16 protein-coding genes, 1 tRNA gene and 1 pseudogene are annotated in these 21074 nt (G+C 61.3%); 13 read left to right on the forward strand and 5 right to left on the reverse strand.

Annotated elements, in window-relative coordinates; genetic code table 11:
* Nucleotides 1-9 precede the first annotated feature (9 nt).
* The 3 genes from ACVWW1_RS32350 to ACVWW1_RS32360 all read left to right on the forward strand — a co-directional run bounded on the left by ACVWW1_RS32350 (nucleotide 10) and on the right by ACVWW1_RS32360 (nucleotide 2904).
* Nucleotides 10-1224 carry a c-type cytochrome gene (locus ACVWW1_RS32350; protein WP_456660725.1) on the forward strand — a complete coding sequence of 405 codons (1215 nt, stop codon included), beginning with the start codon at nucleotides 10-12 and terminating at the stop codon, nucleotides 1222-1224.
* 138 nt (nucleotides 1225-1362) lie between these two features.
* Nucleotides 1363-2043, forward strand: coding sequence for a response regulator (locus ACVWW1_RS32355; RefSeq protein ID WP_456658661.1), 681 nt, complete (start codon nucleotides 1363-1365; stop codon nucleotides 2041-2043).
* Nucleotides 2044-2124: 81 nt separating this feature from the next.
* Complete coding sequence (locus tag ACVWW1_RS32360; RefSeq protein WP_456658662.1) at nucleotides 2125-2904, forward strand: LuxR C-terminal-related transcriptional regulator; 780 nt, start codon at nucleotides 2125-2127, stop codon at nucleotides 2902-2904.
* On the opposite strand, the gene ACVWW1_RS32365 is transcribed toward ACVWW1_RS32360, so the two are convergent.
* Both ACVWW1_RS32365 and ACVWW1_RS32370 read right to left on the reverse strand, forming a co-directional pair.
* Nucleotides 2825-4381 carry a sensor histidine kinase gene (locus ACVWW1_RS32365; protein ID WP_456658663.1) on the reverse strand — a complete coding sequence of 519 codons (1557 nt, stop codon included), beginning with the start codon at nucleotides 4379-4381 and terminating at the stop codon, nucleotides 2825-2827. The genes ACVWW1_RS32360 and ACVWW1_RS32365 overlap by 80 nt on opposite strands.
* Nucleotides 4378-5550 (reverse strand): FIST N-terminal domain-containing protein, encoded by a 1173-nt coding sequence (locus ACVWW1_RS32370; protein WP_456658664.1) that lies wholly within the window; start codon nucleotides 5548-5550, stop codon nucleotides 4378-4380. The genes ACVWW1_RS32365 and ACVWW1_RS32370 overlap by 4 nt, the downstream gene beginning before the upstream one ends.
* A gap of 463 nt (nucleotides 5551-6013) precedes the next feature.
* On the opposite strand from ACVWW1_RS32370, the gene ACVWW1_RS32375 reads away from it, so the two are divergent.
* Nucleotides 6014-8047 carry a methyl-accepting chemotaxis protein gene (locus ACVWW1_RS32375; RefSeq protein ID WP_456658665.1) on the forward strand — a complete coding sequence of 678 codons (2034 nt, stop codon included), beginning with the start codon at nucleotides 6014-6016 and terminating at the stop codon, nucleotides 8045-8047.
* 147 nt (nucleotides 8048-8194) lie between these two features.
* Here ACVWW1_RS32375 and ACVWW1_RS32380 read toward each other — a convergent pair whose 3' ends face one another.
* On the reverse strand, nucleotides 8195-8587 hold the full coding sequence (locus tag ACVWW1_RS32380) for a DUF3175 domain-containing protein (protein WP_456658666.1): 393 nt from the start codon (nucleotides 8585-8587) through the stop codon (nucleotides 8195-8197).
* A gap of 184 nt (nucleotides 8588-8771) precedes the next feature.
* Between ACVWW1_RS32380 and ACVWW1_RS32385 the strand changes: the two genes are divergently transcribed.
* The 3 genes from ACVWW1_RS32385 to ACVWW1_RS32395 all read left to right on the forward strand — a co-directional run bounded on the left by ACVWW1_RS32385 (nucleotide 8772) and on the right by ACVWW1_RS32395 (nucleotide 12746).
* The gene (locus ACVWW1_RS32385; protein ID WP_456658667.1) at nucleotides 8772-10262 is read left to right on the forward strand and encodes an MFS transporter; all 1491 of its coding nucleotides are present in this window, start codon (nucleotides 8772-8774) and stop codon (nucleotides 10260-10262) included.
* A gap of 3 nt (nucleotides 10263-10265) precedes the next feature.
* Nucleotides 10266-11093 (forward strand): trehalose-phosphatase, encoded by an 828-nt coding sequence (gene otsB / locus ACVWW1_RS32390; RefSeq protein WP_456658668.1) that lies wholly within the window; start codon nucleotides 10266-10268, stop codon nucleotides 11091-11093.
* A 201-nt stretch (nucleotides 11094-11294) separates the two neighbouring features.
* Entirely contained in the window at nucleotides 11295-12746 is a 1452-nt protein-coding gene (locus tag ACVWW1_RS32395) for a trehalose-6-phosphate synthase (protein WP_456658669.1), read from the forward strand.
* Nucleotides 12747-12916: 170 nt separating this feature from the next.
* Here ACVWW1_RS32395 and ACVWW1_RS32400 read toward each other — a convergent pair.
* Nucleotides 12917-14074, reverse strand: a pseudogene (locus ACVWW1_RS32400) (IS30 family transposase); the annotation flags it as partial.
* Nucleotides 14075-14541: 467 nt separating this feature from the next.
* Between ACVWW1_RS32400 and ACVWW1_RS32405 the strand changes: the two are divergent.
* The 6 genes from ACVWW1_RS32405 to ACVWW1_RS32430 all read left to right on the forward strand — a co-directional run bounded on the left by ACVWW1_RS32405 (nucleotide 14542) and on the right by ACVWW1_RS32430 (nucleotide 19593).
* Nucleotides 14542-14631: transfer RNA gene (locus ACVWW1_RS32405), tRNA-Ser, on the forward strand.
* 492 nt (nucleotides 14632-15123) lie between these two features.
* The gene (locus tag ACVWW1_RS32410) at nucleotides 15124-15843 is read left to right on the forward strand and encodes a hypothetical protein (protein ID WP_456658670.1); all 720 of its coding nucleotides are present in this window, start codon (nucleotides 15124-15126) and stop codon (nucleotides 15841-15843) included.
* A gap of 84 nt (nucleotides 15844-15927) precedes the next feature.
* Nucleotides 15928-17070: a hypothetical protein gene (locus ACVWW1_RS32415; protein WP_456658671.1), complete on the forward strand. Its 1143-nt coding sequence runs from the start codon at nucleotides 15928-15930 to the stop codon at nucleotides 17068-17070.
* 87 nt (nucleotides 17071-17157) lie between these two features.
* Nucleotides 17158-18546 (forward strand): hypothetical protein, encoded by a 1389-nt coding sequence (locus ACVWW1_RS32420; RefSeq protein ID WP_456658672.1) that lies wholly within the window; start codon nucleotides 17158-17160, stop codon nucleotides 18544-18546.
* 38 nt (nucleotides 18547-18584) lie between these two features.
* A complete protein-coding gene (locus ACVWW1_RS32425) occupies nucleotides 18585-18884 on the forward strand; it encodes a DUF4062 domain-containing protein (protein ID WP_456658673.1) in 300 nt (99 codons plus the stop codon).
* Nucleotides 18865-19593: a hypothetical protein gene (locus ACVWW1_RS32430; protein ID WP_456658674.1), complete on the forward strand. Its 729-nt coding sequence runs from the start codon at nucleotides 18865-18867 to the stop codon at nucleotides 19591-19593. Before ACVWW1_RS32425 ends, ACVWW1_RS32430 begins: the two co-directional genes overlap by 20 nt.
* A gap of 670 nt (nucleotides 19594-20263) precedes the next feature.
* On the opposite strand, the gene ACVWW1_RS32435 is transcribed toward ACVWW1_RS32430, so the two are convergent.
* Entirely contained in the window at nucleotides 20264-20818 is a 555-nt protein-coding gene (locus tag ACVWW1_RS32435; protein ID WP_456658675.1) for a septal ring lytic transglycosylase RlpA family protein, read from the reverse strand.
* Between the last annotated feature and the right edge of the window lie 256 nt (nucleotides 20819-21074).

Genomic DNA, 21074 nt, shown 5'->3' on the forward strand with positions numbered 1-21074 from the left:
GCATTGTCCGTGTCCTGCATCGCCCGAAACGAACTGCGCACCCCCTCGCGCAACACGCGGTTGGAACATGCAATCCGGACCGTGCTGCTCTCCGCCCTGCTTATGGTGCCGGCCCTGGCGGCCGGCGCCGACGAGACAAAACCGCCGCTGCGGCTCTGCGCCGACCCGACCAACCTGCCGTTCTCGAGCGACGACCCGGGCAAGCCCGGCCTCTATCTCGAGATCGGCCAGGCGGTGGCGCAAAAGCTCGGCCGCACGGTGAGCACCAACTGGTACAAGTCCTATTTCGGCAAGCGCACTGTGCGGGAGACGCTGCTCAGCAAGCAGTGCGACGCCATGGTCGGCCTGCCGCTGGTCGACGATTTCATGGGGCCGGCGGTGATCTTCTCCAAGCCGATCGCCCATGAAGGCTATGCGCTGGTCGGTGCCAGGGATCGCGCGAAGGATCGCAAGCTCGCCGGCATCGACGACCTCAAGGGATTGCGGGTTGCGGTGCAATATCAATCGACCCCGCAAAATCTGCTGGCGCTCCGTGACGACATCCAGAAGGTCACCGTGCTCAGCCCGGAGGAGGGCATGGCGGCCCTCGAACAGGGCAAGGTCGACATCGCCTTCATCTGGGCGCCGGTGGCGGGGTGGCTCAACAAGACCACCTATGGCGACAAGTACCAGATCGTTTCGACCGAGGGCGACGGCCTGCTCTGGGCGACCGCGATCGGCTTCGCCAAGGCGTCCGGCGCGCTCCGCGATGAAGTCGACGCCGTGCTGCCGTCGCTGCAGCCGGAGATTTCCGCCCTGTTTGCCAAATACGGCGTGCCGAACGGCGCTCCGGTGAAGTTCGGCGAGGCAGACCAGGCGACGACGTCGTCCGTCGGAGCCGGCGAACCCGTCACGGTCGGGCAGGCGGCTTCGGCCGAGAAGCCGGTCCAGACCGCTGCGACCGCCGGAGATGCCAAGGGCGACGCCACGGCGGGGCGGGAGGTCTTCAACGGCACCTGCGCCCATTGCCACGGTCCGGACGCGGTGCAGGCCGAGCGAAAGATCGATCTCAGGTTGCTCAAGAAGCGCTATGCTGATGACATGGAGTCGACCTTCTGGAAGACGGTCCATGACGGGCGGCCGGCCAAGGGCATGCCGGCCTGGAAGGACGTCTTCAGCGACGACGAACTCAGAAGCGTATATGCCTATCTGCAGAGTGTGCAGGATACCGGCGGATCGAACTAGCCGCTACGATCGGCAATAGAAGCGTTTTCAAGCGAAGTGGATACCGGTTCGCGTGAAGAAGACGCATCAGAACATGGATCGGGTGCCCCGTTCCGATTCAATCGGAACGGAAACGGCTCGAGCAGTGCGAGGGTCCTCATGATGGGGTTCCTGATCATCGACGACCACCCCCTGTTTGGGGAGGCGCTTGGCAACGCCATCCGCATCTCGCATCCCGATGCCCGGATTTATGAGGCCACCTCGATCAAGGGGGCCCTTGGCATCCTCGCCAGCGAGCCGAATATCGACCTCGCGCTGCTCGATCTGCTGCTGCCCGACGTCATCGGCTTCTCCGGCTTTCAGAAGATCAGGGATCGCTATCCGCGGCTGCCGATCGCCATCGTCTCGAGCGAGGAGGACAAGCACACCATCCGCGAGGCGCTGGAAATGGGTGCGGTCGGCTATCTGCCCAAATCGACCTCGCTCGGCGAGCTCTCGCAGGCGATCGCGCGCGTGCTGAGCGGATCGGTCTCGGCGCCGCGGGACTTCGTCGCGGTCGGCGCGCTGGAACAGTCCGAGACGGCGCGGACGCTGCGCGAGCGGATCCAGAAGCTGACGCCGCAGCAAATCCGCGTGCTTCACTTGATCATCCGCGGCCTGCAGAACCGCGAAATCGCCGCCGAGCTCAAGCTCGCGGAATCCACCGTGAAGGCGCATGTCACCGAGATCCTGCGCAAGCTGAAGCTGTTCAGCCGCAACAAGGCGATCATCGAGCTCGGCAAGATTCCGCTTCCCGTCCTTGAAGCCAGCTCGGGTGCGAAGGTAGAGAAGGCGCCCTAGGTTTGCTGCGCTGCAAGGCGAACGCATCCGGGGTGCTTCCTATAGGCTGCCGCCCGGCTTTGAGATAACGTCGTCCGAACAATGGCTGTCATCAGCGATCCGAGGGAGGACGGCGCAGCATTGACCACGACCGCGCCCCTGGCGGACGAGCCGCCGCTCGATAAGGCGGGTGCGCCTCGACTGCTGATCGTCGAGGACCACCCGCTGTTCCGTGCCGCCCTGATCGGCGTGATCGGGGCCGAGTTTCCCGACGCCGAGGTGCTGCAAGCGACCTCGATCGATGGCGCGCTCGACGTGATCGCCGCGCGCGACGGCCTCGATCTGATCCTGCTCGATCTGTCGATGCCGGGAACCACGGGCCTGCTCGGAGCCTACCGGGTGCGGGCCGCGGCGCCGCGCAGCGCGCTCGTGATCGTGTCGGCGCATGACGATTCCCGGATCATCGGCAGCGCGATCGCGCTCGGCATTTCCGGATTCATTCCGAAGTCGACGCCGAAGGTCGAACTGGCGCGCCTGCTGCGCGGCATTCTCGAAGGCGAGGTGTGCCTGCCGACGCGTTTCCGCGATTCGGCCGCCGCACGGAAGGGCCAGGCCGACACCAGGCAACTGGTGCAGCAGCTCGGCCAGTTCACCGCGCAGCAGCTTCGCGTGCTCGACATGATCTGCCGCGGCCTGCAGAACAAGCACATCGCCTATCAGCTCGATATCTCGGTCACCACCGTGAAGGTGCACGTCTCCGAGATCCTGCGGAAGCTCGGCGTGCGCAGCCGGACCGAGGCCATCATCGCGCTGTCGAAACTGGATTTCGGCAAGCACGATCATGCGCCGGTGACGGTCTCGCCGCCGTCGCATGGCGACTAGAGCCTTTCCCGTTCCGATGGAATCGGAACGGGGCTCCAGGTTCTTGTCTTGACGCGTTTTCTTCACGCGAACCGGTATCCACTTCGCTCGAAAACGCTCTGATCATAGCCGCGCGCTCGACTGCTCCGCCGCCAGCAGGAACGACAACAGCGAGCGCATCTCGGCGGGCTTGATCGGCTTCTTCAGCAATTCGTGGCCGAAGGCCGAGACGTCGGAGGCGGCCTTGGCCGAGTAGTCGGCGGTCACGATGATTGCCGGAACCTTGGCGTTGATCTCGCCGCGGATCACGTCGACGGCCTGGATGCCGGTCTCGCCATTGTCGAGGTGCAGGTCGGCGATGATGGCGTCGGGGATGCCGTCCAGTGCGTGGATGCGCTCGAGCGCCTCGGTCTTGGAGATCGTCACGGCGACGTCGCAGCCCCAATTTCTCCAGCAGATGGGCGAGGCCCTCGGCGCTCGAGAGGTCGTTCTCGATCAGCAGGATCTTCGCGCCCTCCATGCCGCCATAGCGATAGTCGACGCTGGCCTGCTCGCGCACGGGGATCGCAACCGGATCGAGGGTGCGCGGCACGGTGACCGAGAACACCGAGCCCTTGCCGGCGCGTGAACTCAGCCTGATGTCATGACCGAGCAGGTCGGCAAACCGGCGCACGATCGAAAGGCCAAGCCCGATGCCGGCCTTGTCGCTTGCGCCGGCGTCCCCGCGCTGAAACTCGACGAAGATGGCTTCGCGCTGGGCTTCCGGGATGCCCGGCCCGGTGTCATGCACCTCGATGCAGATGTCGTCGCCCTTGAGGCGGCATCCCATCAGCACCGTGCCGCGCTGGGTGTAGCGCAGCGCGTTGGCCACGAGGTTTTGCAGGATCCGGCGCAGCATCAGCGGGTCGGAGCGAACCACCGCGGACGACGGCATGATCTTGAAGCCGAGGTTGCGCTTGGCGGCGGTCGCCACAAATTCCTGCTCCAGCGGCTCGAACAGCGAGGCGATTGCGACTGGACCGAATTCGGGCCTGAGCACGCCGGCGTCGAGCTTCGAGATGTCGAGCAGCGTGCGCAGCATGTCCTCGAGCGTCGCCAGCGAACGGTCGATCTGGTCGGTCAGCGCGACGCTCTTGGGCTCGCTGGCCATCTCGGTCAGTGCGGACAGCGTCAGTCGCGCTGCATTGAGCGGCTGCAACAGGTCGTGCGTCACCGAAACCAGCACCGATGATTTCAGCGAGCTTGCCGCCTCGGCCTGCTGCTTGGCCTGCAGCAGGCGTCCGTTGGTCTTTTCCAGCGATTGCAGCGCCTGCTTGAGCTGCTGGGTGCGGTCACGCACCTGCTGATCCAGCGCGATGGCCGTCTCGAACAGCGAGAAGGCATTGAGCTGCTGGTCGGTCGAACGTTCGACGCGCGACATCAGCGCCGCGTTGATCTTGCGCAGCTTCTCGGCTTCGCGTTCGAGGGCCGCAATGCGCGTGGTCGTGCTGTCGGTCATTGCGGGGCGACAGCCCGCTTGCCGATGGCGATGCCGGTCAGCGTCTGGTTGACATGCATGGAGCGATACTGCTCGCCATAGGTCTGAAAGCCAATCACTTTGTTGCGGCGATAGAGCTCCGACATCTCCCGCGACAGCTGGCGTTGCTCGACGTCGAGCCGGCGCAGCACGCATTCGAAGCCGATGAACATCGAGACCTCGCCGAGATCCTCGGTCAGCTCCTGGAGCAGGCGGCTCGTCACGTCGATCGGATCACGTTCGCGCGCCACCGTCAGCACCATGCCCTCGTCGATGGCACAGAAGAATTGGAGCGACCCGTCCGGATTGGTGCGCTGGATCGACCGCGCGTAATAGGCGCCGCCGACGCGCACCAGGACCGGATGCGCGGCGAACGAGAACAGTTCGAGCTTGCTGTCGCTGAGGCCGACGGCACGGGAATATTCCAGCGCGGCGGGCTCCGCATTCAATTCCTTGACGATACGGTGCTCGATGTCGGCCTCGGTCACCACCATCTTGGTCGAGGTCGGCTCGAAATGGTCGCATTTGAAGGTGCGGAACGGCAGCCGCGTCCGGATCAGGATCAGGACGGCAGCGTCGGTAAAGGCTTCGCCGCCGTAGAAGATCCACGACTTCTCGAAGCGCAGGCCGTCGCCGGCGGAGCCGCCGACCACCGGAATGTCGCCGAGCGACGCGTAGATCGCCGACATGATGGTTTCCTCGCGCTGGCACATGCCGTCGATGAAGAGCAGCCCGAAGGAATCGTCGGTGTGATCGCAATGCTCGGTGCGTTGCGCGAATTCGTTCTGCAACTCGGTGCACATCGAGCGGCCGTGATCGACCCGGAACGTCGCGAGATCGAACAGCGGCCGGGCCGCGATGACGAAATCGGCGGCGTTGAAGCCCATCGCGACGACGCTGTCCTCATCCCAGCCGCCGGGCGACAATTCGCCCGCCGTGGTGCAGCCGAAGATCGGAACGTCGGGCATCTGCCTCGACAGTTCGGCAATGAATTCCTTCGGGTCATAGAACGGCGACACGAACACCACGAGCATGGCGAGATCAGTCGCCGCCAACTGGCGCGCGATCTCGTCGGCGGCTTCCTGCGGCCCGTTGGTCTTTGCCTGCACCACGACAATACTGTCGGTGGCGCTGCCGTTCTGCTTCGCCAAAGGCGTTCTCCCTGACCAGAATTTTTTGCTTTTCTTGGCGCGGCCGGTTGAAGCCGCGCGGGCCGTAAGGGCATCCGGGCCAAGCCGCGATGGTTCGCGGTCCGCCCTGCCTTTATATTCTAGGTCGTGAGGGGGATGTCATGGGCCGCGCGGCTTCGCCGGCAGCTACGCTCGCCGCAAGCGCCAGCGGCGCCGACCGACGCGATGACATGGGACACCTCCCGATGTGTTGTCCTGGCCCGGGCAGGGACAGGTTTGATCGGTTCTAAACTATCGGGCCGGACCCGCGCGTCAATCACCTTGCCCACCCCCCCGGGCAGACCAAGGTAGTACCGGGCCGATACGGGCGTGGCGCTGCCCATTTACCGGGCCTTATTGATTCTGCCTTAGTTTTGCCCTCCGGGGGCTGGGGCGGGTTGCTGCCGGACCCCGCGTGGTTTTCAGAATGAAGACGGGGGTTGGAATGCCGGGACTCAAGCGATCGCTGTCGATCAGGTTCCCAACCCTCAGATTTCAAGCCAAGATCATGCTCGGCTTTGCCGTCACGCTGGCGCTGTCGGCGGCCACCATGGGCTTTGCCTATATGGGCTTCGAGCGGGTCTCCGCCGGTGTCGGCTCCTACCGCCAGAGTGTCGCGGAAGCCGACCTCGCCCGCAACATCGATCGCGAATTGATCTCCTACCGTTCGCTGGTGCGCTACTACGTCGCCACCGGCAAGGAGGACGACGCCAAGGCCGCGCTCGCCGCCGAGGCCAGCCTGAAGGACGCCATCGTGGCGTCGATGAAGGGCACCAGCAATCCGGCCCGCCTCGAGCAGGTCACCAAGCTGGAGCGCGAATTCCGCGCCTTCACCAAGATTTTTGCCGAGATCGTCCGCATCAAGGACGAGAGCGCGCAGACCGCGCAGAACAGACTGGTCCGCAGTGCGACCTCGATGCGCTACAAGCTCGACGATCTGCCGAGCAATGCCGACGATTCCGAGCTGCAGTCGATCCAGTTCGGCGCCAAGAAGGTCGCCGACCAGCTGCAGTCGATCACCGGCGCCGTCAACACGTTCGTCGTCAACGGCGACAAGACCGTTGCCACCAGCGCGCTCGCCCGGCTGAAATTCGCTGACAATCTCGTGAAGGGGATCACCTCGAAGAACGAGCGGATCGCCCAGGGCGTGAAGGACATCACCGGGTTGCTTGAAGAATACCGCGAGGCGCTGGCCAAGCTGATCGCAAATGCGAAGTCGATCGACGACCTGACCGTCGAGATGACGGAATCCGCGGCCGCCATCAGCCAGGGCGCGGCGGCGATGAAGTCCGACCTGCTCGCCGACCAGAAGCGGCTCGAGAACGAATCGCATTCCATGATCGGCGAAACCGAGCAGCTGATCGTGATGCTTGCCGCGGGCAGCTTCGTGCTCGGGCTGGTGTGGGCATTCCTGCTCGGCAAGGGCATTTCGCGCCCGATCGCGGCGATGTGTGCGGCGATGCGTGAGCTGGCAGCCGGCAATTTCGACGTGGTGCTGCCGGGCCTCGGCCGGCGCGACGAGCTCGGCGAGATGGCCGGCGCCGTGGAGGAGTTCAAGGTCCAGGCGGTCGCCAAGGCCGAGCGCGATGCCGCGACCCAGGAAGCGCAGAACAAGGCGAGCGCGGCCGCTCGGCGCACCGAGTTGATTCGCTTTGCCGACGAATTCGAATCCGCCGTCGGCTCGATCGTCTCCAATGTGTCGGCTTCCGCCGTGCAGCTCGAATCCGCGGCAGGCACGCTGACCCGCACTGCCGAGACCACGCAGAACCTGTCGAGCCAGGTCGCAGGCGCCTCCGAGGAAGCCTCCAGCAACATGCAGTCGGTTGCTTCCGCGACCGAGGAGCTGTCGGCGTCGGTCGACGAGATCGGCCGCCGCGCCAAGGAATCCAGCCAGATCGCCGATTCCGCCGTGCGTCAGGCCGAGCAGACCGACGCCCGGATCGGCAAGCTCTCGCGCGCCGCGCAGGAGATCGGCGACGTGGTCAAGCTGATCACGGCGATCGCCGAGCAGACCAATCTCTTGGCGCTGAACGCCACCATCGAGGCTGCGCGCGCCGGCGATGCGGGCCGCGGCTTCGCGGTGGTCGCCGCCGAGGTGAAGTCGCTGGCGAGCCAGACCGCGAGAGCCACCGACGAGATCTCGACCCATATCTCGGGCATGCAGGCAGCGACGCAGGAATCGGTTGCCGCGATCAAGGAGATCGGCGGCACGATCGGGCAGATCTCCGGGATCGCGACCAACATCGCGAGCTCGGTCGAGCAGCAGAGCGCGGCAACGCAGGAGATCGCGCGCAGCGTGCAGAACGTCGCGCAGGGCACCCAGGAAGCCGCTTCCAGCGTTACCCAGGTCAACCGGGGCGCCACCGAGACCGGAGTCGCCTCCGAAGAGGTGCTGAACTCGGCCCGCTCGCTGTCGGTCGAGAGTTCGCGGCTGCGCGAGGAGCTTGACCGCTTCATGGCGAACATCCGCGCGGCGTAGACCCACAAGTGTCGTCCCGGCGCCGGCCGGGGCCATAACCACCAGCGTTCGTTGGCGTGCGGATAACTCGCCGCTTGCCCTTTCCGATGGCCGCGGCGTATGGGTCCCGGCGCCGGGACGACGCCGTTAGTCGACGAGACGGCGGGGCTAATCCCGTCCGAACTGGTGCTTCAATTCGACCTTGGCGCGCTCCAGCCGTGAGCGCTCGGTCTTGGGCAGCGTCTTCCCGGCGCGGTTGATATAGAAGGTGAGCATCGACAACGCGGAACGATAGGCGCCGCTCTTGCGGCGCGTGCTTTGCTCGGCGGATGTTTTCAGCGATGATGCGATCTTCTTCGCGCTCGTCTGTTTGAACACGCCGCGCTTGAGGTCGAGCGCATCGCTCTCCCTCGTGACCCGCTGCGACCAGCGCTTCGTCGTCGTCTTGCTCGCTCCGCGCTTGCGGCGTGTCATGCTGGCGGATCGTGCGGCCGATCTCCTTGCTGGTTTTCGCGTTGATTTTCTTGCCGTCTTGCGCGTGGTTTTCTTGTGCGCGGCCATCAATGCCTCCGTAGCTGTCGAGCCGAAAACCGTCCGCCGCAATCGCGGTTCCTATGCCGCATTGCGGGAACCCTTGCCCGACTGCGGCGTTGACATCGCGTGGCGGGCACTCCGTTTGCCGCAATCCTGGGAAAGAGAGCCTTGGAACACACCGTTCCGGGGTCTTTCTCGTTGGTCGATTCTGATGACACTGCAGCGGACACAGTTGAGCTCTGCGACCACGCACGAGGCGGCTGCTCCAGTCGCGCCAAATGACGACCGCATCATCGAGACCTCGATCCCGGTTCGGCTCGACAATCTCAGCTGGAGCGGCTTCCACACCCGCGTCGTGCTGGCGCTCGGCATCACCTGGATTCTCGACGGGCTCGAAGTGACGCTCGCCGGTGCGCTGTCGGGCGCGCTGAAGGAGAGCCCGACGATGAGCTTTTCCAACGCCGATGTCGGGCTCGCCAGCAGCGCCTATCTCGCCGGCGCTGTGCTTGGCGCGCTCGGTTTCGGCTGGCTCACCGACCGGATCGGCCGCAAGAAGCTGTTCTTCATCACGCTCGCGCTCTATCTCTCGGCGACGGCCGCGACCGCGCTGTCGTGGAATGTCGCGAGCTACGCGCTGTTTCGCTTCCTCACCGGCGCCGGCATCGGCGGCGAATACACCGCGATCAATTCGACCATCCAGGAGCTGGTGCCGGCGCGCTATCGCGGCTGGACCGATCTTGTCATCAACGGCAGCTTCTGGATCGGCGCCGCGATCGGTGCGGTGAGCGCGATCGTCCTGCTCGATCCTGCGCTGCTTGCGCCGGATCACGGCTGGCGGATCGCCTATTTCACCGGCGCGGTGCTCGGCCTCGTCGTGCTGTTAATGCGAATGTGGATTCCGGAAAGCCCGCGCTGGCTGATGATCCATGGACGCCCCGAAGAAGCCCACAAGATCGTTTCCGATATCGAGACCTCCGTGCTCGGTCACGAACAGCCGAGCGAGAGCTTCGAGAAGATCAAGCTGCGGATGCGCCATCACACGCCGCTGCGCGAGGTCGCGGTGACCTTGTTCTCCACCTACCGGCAGCGCTCGCTGGTCGGGCTCGCGCTGATGGCCGCGCAGGCATTCTTCTACAACGCGATCTTCTTCACCTTCGCGCTGATCCTGACCGATTTCTTCGGCATCGCCGCCAGCAATGTCGGTTGGTACATCCTGCCGTTCGCCGCCGGCAACTTCCTCGGGCCGCTGCTGCTCGGCCGCCTGTTCGACACGCTGGGCCGCCGCACCATGATCGCGTTGACCTATGGCGTCTCGGGCGTGCTGCTGGCGCTGTCCGGCTATCTGTTCTCGATCGGCGCGCTCAGCGCGCAGACCCAGACCATCGCCTGGATGGTGATCTTCTTCTTCGCCTCGCCGGCGGCGAGCGCCGCCTACCTCACCGTCAGCGAGACGTTTCCGTTGGAGGTCCGCGCGCTTGCGATCGCCGTCTTCTATGCTGTCGGCACCGGCATCGGCGGCGTGATTGGACCGGCGTTGTTCGGCGTGCTGATCGACACCGGATCGCGCAACAGCGTTTTCGCCGGCTACCTTCTGGGGTCGGCACTCATGATGATCGCCGCAGCCATTGCATGGCGCTATGCCATCGCGGCCGAGCGAAAATCGCTCGAATCTGTCGCGCGACCGTTGGCATTTGTGGAGTAGACTATGACGAAGCATGAATTGGCCGAAATGCCCCTGGATGATGACATCACTCCCGACAGGACGACTGACAGCGCGCCGGCATCGCTGATTCCGCCGCTGGATCGCACCGCGGTGCTGCTCGACATCGACGGCACGTTGCTCGATTTCGCACCGACGCCGCGCGAGGTCTGGGTGCCGCCGGAACTCGCGACCACGCTGAAGCAATTGCATGATCGCACCAACGGCGCGCTGGCGCTGGTCAGCGGCCGTTCGCTCAACGACATCGACCTGATCTTCGCGCCGGAGCAGTTTCCCGCGGTCGGCGGCCATGGCGCCGAGATGCGGCTGCAGCCGGACAGCGAGGCGGTCGCGGCGCACGCGCCGCCGCTGGACAAGGAATTGAAGCGCCGCCTCGCCGCGATCGCCAAGCTCAGCCCCGGCATTCTGCTCGAGGACAAGGGCTATTCCCTGGCGCTGCACTATCGGCTGGCGCCGCAGGCGGAGAGGGCGATCTATGAGGCGGTGTCGCTGATCCGCGCCGAGCTGCCGAATGCGCCGATCGAGGTGCTGCCGGGCAAGAGCGTCTGCGAGATCAAGCATTCCGGCTTCACCAAGGCAACCGGCGTGCGCGAGCTGATGACGCATGAGCCATTCAAGGGACGCCGCCCGTTCTTCATTGGCGACGACGTCACCGACGAGACCGTGTTCGCGATCATGCCGGGTTTCAACGGTCTCGCGTTCTCCGTCGGCCGCCGCGCCACCGGCGTCGCCGGACATTTCGACGGGCCGAGCGATGTGCGCGAGTTTCTCGCGCAGCTGCTCGACGACGATAGGGACGGCAGCCTGTCCTAACAAGTCAGATTCATCGCGACCGATCCGAATGCGGTGCTTTTGCGTCGTGTGAGCGATCTCGCATGAATTTTTCTTTTCGCGAGTTCCCGCGAGTTCCTTCGCGCTCCGCCAGAATTTGGTTTCAATTGGGAGATTCTTTGATCCGGAACCATCTTGATGAATGGTTGTTAATACGCGAGTTGACCAACAGGAGGGGACCGGGTGAACCTCGTCGTCGTATCGAACCGCGTCTCGCGCGGAAAACCCAATGAACCCATGACGGGGGGGCTGGCTGCGGCATTGTTGCCGGTAGTGGAAAAAACAGGGGCAATTTGGGTTGGTTCCAGCGGACGCGTCCGCGACGGGAACTTGAAGGAACCTTTTGCAGAGGTCGAAGCTCTCGGTGCGGGCGCGCTGGCGATGCTCGATCTGCCGGCCGCGCACTATGGCGGCTACTACGAGGGCTTTGCCAACTCGGCGCTGTGGCCCGCGATGCATTCGCGCGCCGATCTGATTCGTGCGTCGCACGAGGACTACGCGAGCTATCGCGAAGTGAACGCGTTCATGGCGCGCGCGCTGCTGCGCTTCCGCAAGCCTGATTCCGTGTTCTGGATCCAGGACTATCACTTCCTCGCACTCGGCGCCGAGCTGCGCGATCTCGGCGCCACGCAGCCGATCGGCTTCTTCCTGCACACGCCGTGGCCGGCGCGCGCGGTGATCGCGGGTGTGCCCAATCATCGCGAGCTGATCGAGGCGATGCTGTCCTATGATCTGATCGGCTTCCAGACCGATGAGGACTGCGAGAACTTCCTGAGCTACGTGCAGAATGATCTCGATTTTGCAGTGCGCAACGGCGTGATCAATTCGTCGTTCGGCCGCACCCGCGCGGCGGTGTTTCCGATCGGGATCGATCCCGGGAAGTTCGCGCAGCAGGCGACCAAGGCGATGATGCATCCCGACGTGACGCGGCTGCGGCGCAGCCTCAACGGCGAGAAGCTCGCGATCGGCGTCGACCGGCTCGATTATTCCAAGGGTCTCGTCAACCGCATCAAGGCGTTTGACAAGATGTGGACGCTGCATCCGAACCTGAAGCGTTCAGTGTCGCTGCTGCAGATCGCAACGCCGTCGCGCGGCGCGATCGAGGCCTACGGCAATCTCGCAAGCGAGGTGGCGAAGCTCGTCACCGACGTGAACGGCGTGCATGGCGAGGTCGACTGGACGCCGATCCGCTACCTCAACAAGGGCTTCGGCCAGGGCGTGCTCGCAGGGCTCTACCGCACCGCGCAGGTCGGCGTGGTGACGCCGCTGCAGGACGGCATGAACCTTGTCGCCAAGGAATACGTCGCGGCCCAGAACCCGGCCGACCCCGGCGTGCTGGTGCTGTCGAAATTCGCCGGTGCGGCGAACGAGCTCGACGCCGCGTTGCTGGTCAATCCGCATGACATCGACGGCATGGCACGTACCTTGGCGACGGCGCTCGCGATGCCGCTGACCGAGCGGCGGATGCGCTGGGAAGCCATGATGGAGAAGCTCAACAGCGGCACCATCCAGCAATGGTTCGCCGATTTCATCGAGGCGCTGCAGGATACGCACAGTGCGGGAAACGCGGCGCTGCCGGAGCCACCAAGTCTGTGGCCGCGCCGCACGGCGGATCTTGCCGCGCGATATCACTAGTCGCATCGCATAGCAGGATGGGCACGCCTGCTTTGCCCGTCCTCGTGCATCGTTGTCTTCCGATTCACCTGTCAAAACAGCCCCTCGGTGTCATCACCCGCGCATGCGAGTGATCCAGTATTCCAGAGACGCCGAGTCCAATCTGATAGGCCGCGGCGTACTGGGCGGTTTCAACCGGTCGTCGCAACACTTTTGCTCGCACTGAGCAGTTCGTTGAGAGTTTCGGCCGGCGTTTTCCAGCCGAGGGTTTTTCGAGGCCTGGCGTTGAGTGCGAGAGCCACGGCCTCAAGGTCGTCGGCATTATGTATGCCGAGATCGGTGCCTTTTGGGAAGTACCGGCGCAGCAATCCATTGGTGTTCTCGTTGGTGCCGTGTTGCCATGGGCTGTGAGGATCGCAAAAGTAGACCTGCACGCCCGCATCGATCTTCAATCGTGCGTGCGGAGCCAGTTCAGCCCCTTGATCCCATGTCAGCGACCGCCGCAATTGTTCAGGCAAGGTGAAGATCGCGCGGGTAATCGCGTCGCGCACGGCCTCAGCACCATGACCGGCGAGCGCAGATCCTTTCTTCACATGAACTCCTCTTCCGCCAGGCGCGGCAGATGCAGCAGAATGGTGAAGCGTGTCGTGCGTTCCACCAAGGTGCCGATCGCAGAACTGCCAAGGCCCAGAATGAGATCGCCTTCCCAGTGGCCCGGCACGGCTCGATCGGCTACCTCCGCCGGGCGTTGACTGATCATGATCTCGGAAGGAATGAAGCTCCTGCCTTTAAGTATGCGCGCTCTCGGCATCCGCAGCGCCCGCCCAGTGCGCAGGCAAGCCGTCAGTTCGCGGCGCAAAGCTCCACGACCTTGCACATAAAGTGCCTGATAGATGGCCTCGTGACTAATGCGCATCGTCTCATCCCCGGGAAAGTCGAGCCGAAGACGGCGAGAAATCTGTTCCGGGTTCCACGCCGTCGCCCAGCGCCGATTCTGTCGATGCACGGCCCCGGCGCCCCTTCCACACGACCTTCGGGCCGGCGAGGGACGCGCCGTCCACGGTAGCGATCATACCGGCAAGCCTGGCCTGCACATAATCTCGCAGAGTAGGATTCTGCGCCAACTTCGCCGGCCTTGGCCGCCGGGCGGATTGATCAGCGTGCCATTGTGCCGTCGTAGCTCGGTATTCTGGAGCGCCGTGGCGGCGCGCCACGTTGCGCTGAAGTTCACGAGAGATCGTGCAGGGAGAGCGACCGAGCTGACGAGCGATGGCTCGTACCCCCTGGCCCTGTGCACGCAAGATCGCGATCTCCTCTCGTTCGGCGAATGAAAGGTAGCGCCCTGATGGCGGTTTTGACGACCGCGAAGCGCCCCTCGATCGGGTGAGACGGGCAAACCATACACCGAGTTACATTTCTGATAAAGCGAAATATCTTTACGCATGAGGATTGACAGGTTTTACTGAGTTGCCCGTCGGGTTGTTTTGTCGCGCCTCGCTCGCCGTCATTCCCCGGCGCATCTCCTGGCGCGAGCCCGAATCCATCAGGCCGCAACACTGTGGTGAGGTGCATTCCGCGCCTGATGTTTCGCGTGCCGTGGCATAACCGGAGGGCGGCCCGATCAGTGCGTCCGGTGATTTGCGCCGGTCCCGGACTAGCCTCCGGCCAAAATCGCGCGCCGTTGCAAGCAAGGCCGCTGGACGGGGCTGCGGACGCCGCCAATTTATCCAATATTTTCAATCCATTGGGGAAATTTCGCGGTCCGGCCCCACGCTCCCTTGCAAAATCCGCCTCAGCCCTTCAAGAGAGGCCTCCCGGAGAGATGGCCGAGTGGCTTAAGGCGCACGCTTGGAAAGCGTGTGTGCGGGAAACCGTACCGTGGGTTCGAATCCCACTCTCTCCGCCAGTTTGCCCCAAAACTTCGTACCTCGACACCGAGGGAGGCTCGAAAACGCGGCTATTTTCGCGTGTTTTTACGATTCGGAGAACGCCGGCCGTACTTAAAATGCGCCGTGAATGGGCCTGGAGAATGCATTTTTCTCCGAATCCTAGAACGTCGGGAGTCGGTACGGTACGGCATTTTTGCGGGAAACAGAGCCTTTATTGAAAGCTGGTTTTGAATCTCTCTCGCTCAACGAAGAAAACCTCCGGATCAGACCGTAGGGTCGTTCTCGCCGCGGCCAATCACTCATACGACCTTCACGCAATTAAACGTGCGGGAATTAGGAAGCTTGGTGTCAATTAGCAGAGCACACTAGCAAGGCGGGGCGTTAAAGGACCAATTGTCCATTTACAATATATACAAAAGGCTTTTCCGAATCCCTCGGATTCCATTTTGCATAGCAGAAGATTCTTCCGCTATCGTGCAACGCGAGTCGCGTATGTGGGACGATTTGAGATGGTGAAGCCGCCAAAGCCACTAAATTTTGAGCAAAGCGCTACGCCCGGCTGCGCGGACTTGCTCGAAGTCGTTCTTTTTGCGCCTCAAGGCGCTAACGAACATGACTTCTTGCTTGGTGCGGATGTGCGGTTCGGGACAATGATGATTTCATCAGACGACTGGTCCAAATCGGTTGAGATTGGCTTGTCACGAGCAACCTTGGGGCTTGGTCTTCGCGGGTGTGAAATTGACCCTCAGGTTCACCGATTGGGGGACAAAACACCAACTGGCTCAAAGACCCGCCGCGAGAACGTCCAGACCGTCCAGACCATCAAGCAGACCGGGTCTGGGTTTGGAGGGCGGCTGTCTGCAAGCTCAAGTGGGAGCCTTTCCGGGAAGGCCGATGCTCACGTGAGTGGAGGCGCGACGCGCGATAGCAAGATCCAATCGACTTCAAAGCAAGCAGTAGAAATCCACGAACAGCCTGTCGTTGCGATGTCAGGAAACAAGTGGCGCTTCTCAGCGGTCGGTGAAGATTTCATGCAGTCCCGGTATTCGGGAAGTGAAGCATTGTGCAAACTGAAGGTAACAGCGCCCTCAATTGCGGTTGAAGCCCAGCTTAGCTTCCATCCCAAAGACCTCGCAATCATTGACGTCGAGACCACCTCACAGTCGCTCCTAGATAATTGGAAAAGGTCACCGAACAAAACAGCTATAGCTAAGGTTTCTCATCGCTAAGCACCTCCGCGCGCTCAATCAAACCGAAAACACGGGCGGCGCAATAACCGGATGGGCGTCAACGCTGAGAGGCGAGCTTCTGAAATGAACGATGATCTTCCCCGGTTGCTATTTGAGCTGATGGATTCGGAGGAGGAAGACTTCCCCACGCTCGTCGCTAGATGTGGCATCGACCCCGCCACGGATTTGCAGCACTGTGACTTGAGCAACGTCGATTTTGGGACGCTGGTCACCGACACGCTAAACCTCACCGGCTCCAATATCACCGGCGCCAATCTTTCGAAGGTACGCTGTCGGAAACTCATTGGCGCAGAGAGAAGGCTGATTAAGCAACCGGATGATTTAAGCGAGGTGTTTCGCAAAGTCGCGGTCGCGATTCAGAGATACCAAAACTCCGATTGGGTCTTGGATCAAATCGCAGCCAGGGATGACAACTACTCTCCCGTCCTTGCATTTTACGACTCTACGGTTGAACAAGACGTGCTTACTAAACGCATCTGCGAATATCTTGGTAATGGCGCAATGCTCAATTCGGGCGCGCCTTTCTCGCTGCACACTAGAAATTTCCTCTGGTTTTACACGCGAGCTGATAAGAGCGAATTCAAGTTTGATCCGGCTTCTTTAGAAAGGAACTTCCTCAAAATCCTCACACGCCACGCAAACGTTCACGACATAGGAGTGTACCCATTCAATAGCAATCGTGCATCTGTGCAAAGGGTCGAAGAGAGTGTGGTGGGCAAAACGCTCGGCGATCTGCGAACATCGTTTGCACGCGCGCTAAGTCGCGAGCTAACGCCGGAGCGTGGACTAATTTCCGTCAATCGTGCAACTGTGCTATTTTCGGGATACCCACCCATATCGCGCAAACTCTACGACGACCTTTGTGCTTCAACGAAGAAGAAGCTTTGGTTGATATTTCTGTGCTCGTCACGGCTGGAACCTCATTTCAACGCCGACGAAGGAAGAATGTGGAGGAAGGTTGTTGTCCCAGCATACTCGGTAGGACAGCAGCTGGTCTCACAATCTGACATTCCTCGATTAGTGCGGCGCATTGGGATTGCTTCCGAGAACCAAATTTCCGTGGGGTCATTCACGCTGTCGCAGTTAGACGCAATGGCTGGGTCGTCAGCCTGTTCGCTCACCGAGCTCAAGGCTCACCTCTTGAGGCGCCTCAACGAGACTCGGTCGACCGCCCGTCCTGGGGCAACGAAGGGGTATGTTCTGTAGTCGCCAGTTTAGTTGTCTTGCGCTGGTTCGCTAATGAGGCAGCCCAGCCGAGACGACAGTGTCACGCCGCAGGATCTTCGCATTCAGATGAATCAGTCGGTTCCAATGACCCATGACCACGTGCTTGTAATAGATGGGCGCCCATCAAAGGGCTCTCTCGATAGAGGACGGTTACTAACAACCCAGTCGCTGTACGAGTACAGCACAATCATCTGGGTCGTAGACAGCCTAGCCAACGAACTGGTTGCCTTTCCGCCACGCACAAAGGCGGGCAGACTAGATGTCGCGCTGGCGCAGCGAATGACGCAAATTAAAGCTTGGGTCGCTGAGGGGCACAATCTCATAGTTGTGGGGCCGTCAGCAGCCCCTATCGTCCGTCCATTTCAAGATGGTACGAACGCCGTGGCCCGCGTGGAGGCAATGTTTCCTCTGGGCTCCCTGCAGATGACGGCTACTCATGGTGCAAAAGTTGAATTGGCTTCCGGAGGTTCAGTGGGACCTCTGCTGGAGCCATTCTTGAGCAGCATGTCCTATCGAGCCACTCTCGTCGCTCCGCAACTCGTGCCGCTGGTGGTTGCCCATCGGGCGACGCCCGGAGAGAGGTTTGCTGTTGGTGGGTATGTGATGGAGGGGAAGGGGAAGGTGTTTTTCATCCCGACCTTCCAGAGCCAAATGGAGGAGAACGTCGAGCAGTTCTATAGTGCGATTTCTCAACTGCCGGATCGTACGGCCGCAAAGGTCGAAGTCCTTCCAGAATGGTCGGACAAATTCAGGACGAGCCGGGAGGCCGATGTGATGGCTCGCATCGAGCGGCTGAACGAAAAGCGGATGGAGCTCGATGCTCAGATTGCGTCAGAACAAGCAATACTTGCTGCAGACGCCGGCCTAAAGCGCCTGATAGCTGGTACGGGGGGCGGCTTCTCAACTGCTGTGATTGCCGCGTTGCAGGAGCTTGGGCTCAGCGCAGTAGAAGGCCCAAATTCTCGCGCGGACATTATTGCGGCTTGCGCGGGGCGCTATGTTGCCGTCGAGGCAAAGGGCATTGATGGCCCGGTGCGGGAACGACAGTATCGGCAAGTCGAGCGGTGGATGGCAGAACTAAATGCCGCTCTCCACTCGGACGCCGAGGAAATTCGTGGTGACCCCGAAATACGCAAATACGCAGAATGTGTAGGTAAGATACAAATGCCGGAATACGACGGTGGCGACGCTAAGGGGCTGTTAGTTGTCGGCACCTTTAGGCAAGCGCCACTCGACCAGCGCAATGACCCCGATTTTCCCAACACAGTCCAGCGATTGCTGGAACGGTCCGACACATGCGGAATGACGGGTCTGCAGCTGTTTGGCTTGGTAGTGTCCGCACGAGGTGACCCAAGTCTTAAGCTAACCATCCAGCGGGAATTGGTTGAGACGAGGGGAATATTGGAGCGTTGCAAAAATTGGAGCGAGTTTCTCACCAAGGTGCATGTCGGCTAGTCCACTAGGCCGCCGAAGCGAGTCGCGGGGTTCAGTAAGTGCAAAAGAAGTATCAGGTCTTCATTTCCTCTACATTTAAGGATCTTTCGGAAGAGCGTCAGCAGACGATGAAATCGGTGCTGGATATGGGCCACATACCGTCAGGCATGGAGGTCTTCCCAGCAGCCGACGTTGAGCAGTTTGAGTACATCAAAAAGATAATCGATGAGTGTGACTACTACGTCTTGATCGTTGCTGCCCGTTACGGCTCGCTCGATGATGCCGGTATGAGTTTTACGGAGAATAGAGTACCATTACGCCGTACAGCAGAAGAAGACGGTGCTCGCCTTCATTCATAATGATGTAGGGAGTATCCCGAGCAGTAAGACGGACTTGGAGCCGGAGCTGCAGCAGAAGCTTTCCGCATTTAGGAAGGCGGTTTCTAAGAGTCGACTGGTAGTCTTTTGGTCGTCGCGGGACGACCTGAAGGCGAAAGTTATCATCTCGCTTCACAAGGCGATGTCTGACTATCCATCGGTGGGCTGGATGCGAGCCGACGTCGCTGCGAGCGAAGACCTTCTGTCGCAAATGAATCAACTTCGTTTGCAGAACGACGAATTGCGATCCAAGGCAGCGCCTAGGTTCGAAGGCGCGGATATGCTTGCTGACATCGATAGCAAGGTAGTCGTTCGTTACACGCACGCTGTTTGGAGTTCGCAAACAAGTAGATACAACAATGTACCTGCTCAGTTCTCGGTCGACTGGAAGTCACTATTTGTGCTGATTGGCCCTCAGTTCGTCGCGCCAAGGTCGACTATTGATGTCGCTATGTTTATTCATGTTCTCCAGGAGAACGCGCTCATTCCGAGCGCTCGCGAGGGCGTCCAATTGTTTACGAGTGACCTGAACGTCATAGACGCGCAACTTCAGGCCTACGGTCTTATCTCGTCCGAGTTGGCCGGAACCGTGAGCGGTGGCGTTGGACGTTTCATGGAACTCACACCGCTCGGACGTCGTCGACTATTAGAGTGGTCAACTGTCAAATCGTCTGAAGGCCCGTTGAGTTAGGACGAGGTCGAGAAGCCCCAAGCCCGTTGATCCGTGGTAGCAACCAAGTCGCAGTCAGGCCGATTTGTGTTCACCACGCGGATTGCAAGAAAATGACCTAATCCGTCGCATTGCGCCTGCTTAACTAGAAACGGCCGCTCGCGTGTTCACAGATCAGGAGGCGCATAGCGTCGGCCGATCGATTTAGGCTGTTCCCGATCAGAACAACCTAAACGCGGCCACGGCGTTACATTACCGTCTGTGCATGGGGCGACCAGCTCACTTGTTGAGAGGAAGGGACCAGGAAGGGCCAACCGAAATGGAGACGCCGCTAGCGCGAGCTTGGACGGACGAGGTAGTAGAGCAGGTTAGGTCGCTGGGAAGGGCAAACTGTCGGTGCGCGAGAATCTCACGGAGCGGCCCGCTCATGGCAGGCTCCTGCGCGCTTTGGCCAATATCTCCAGACTCACATCTCATGCCGGCGCCACATTGGCATCCGTGCGGGTCGTTCGTCCACACTAGGTGCCAATCTCGCACACCTAGCCGAGGCCGCCACGGATCTCGCGGCGCGTCTATTCGTTCCTTACGCTCTGCGGGTGGCGTTTGTGTCCCTAGTAAACTTCGCCCTGTATCGACTGGCATTTCGCGTGCACCCATGTCTTCATTGTGCGATGCATTCCTGCAAAGCGCACTACAGGACCTCGACGCGAACTTCGACAACGCCACGATTCATAATTCCCAGGCTGCGCGCAGCGCCGCGCGAAAGGTCGAGTACACGCCCCCTGATGTTTGGTCCGCGGTCGGTAATTCGGACGACAACTGATTTATCCGTCGCAAGATCAGTTACGCGGACTTTCGTGCCGAACGGCAGGCTGCGATGTGCGGCTGTTGGCAGCTCGCGGTCGAATGCAACACCGCTCGCTGTTTTACTCGTCCGATACGAATAGAACGAAGCCTTGCCAGAGAAGGTGCGGCGGACGGTGCGCGTGGCGGGTTTATCTTGCGAACCGTTGTCCGGTACCTTTTCAGCATTTGGAAGCTGCCCTTTTGGATCTTCCTTCGTCTGATCAGGTCTCGCAGGACCGGGGTCCGCGTGCGCCTTCGGGATGATAGACCATCTCTCGTCGAACGTTTGCGCTGCAGCAGGATTTGTGAAGGTGGCCGTCGAGACCGATACAGCCGCTATTGCAATAATCTTCGGAAAAGCACGCATGAACGATACCTCACCAAAAACGATTACGAACAATGCGACGTGCTAAGCAGCGTTCCATGCATCGGAATAGGTGCGTTGCTTTGCGTACCTATCCGCGTAGGAACAAGAGAGGATCGTGCAAATCGGGAGGTCAGGCGGGCTACCTGGCTGGGTCAAGCCCACGGGGATGAAGTTCCGCCTCCGCTTCGCTTGTTCTTTTACGCCCCGGGACGACTGATCTGTGATGTTGCGGGCGACCCATCTGAAGCAGTGCATGATTGCGTCGCACAACAAAGTTCGGGGTTTAGAT

Source organism: Bradyrhizobium sp. JR3.5, from assembly GCF_054057015.1.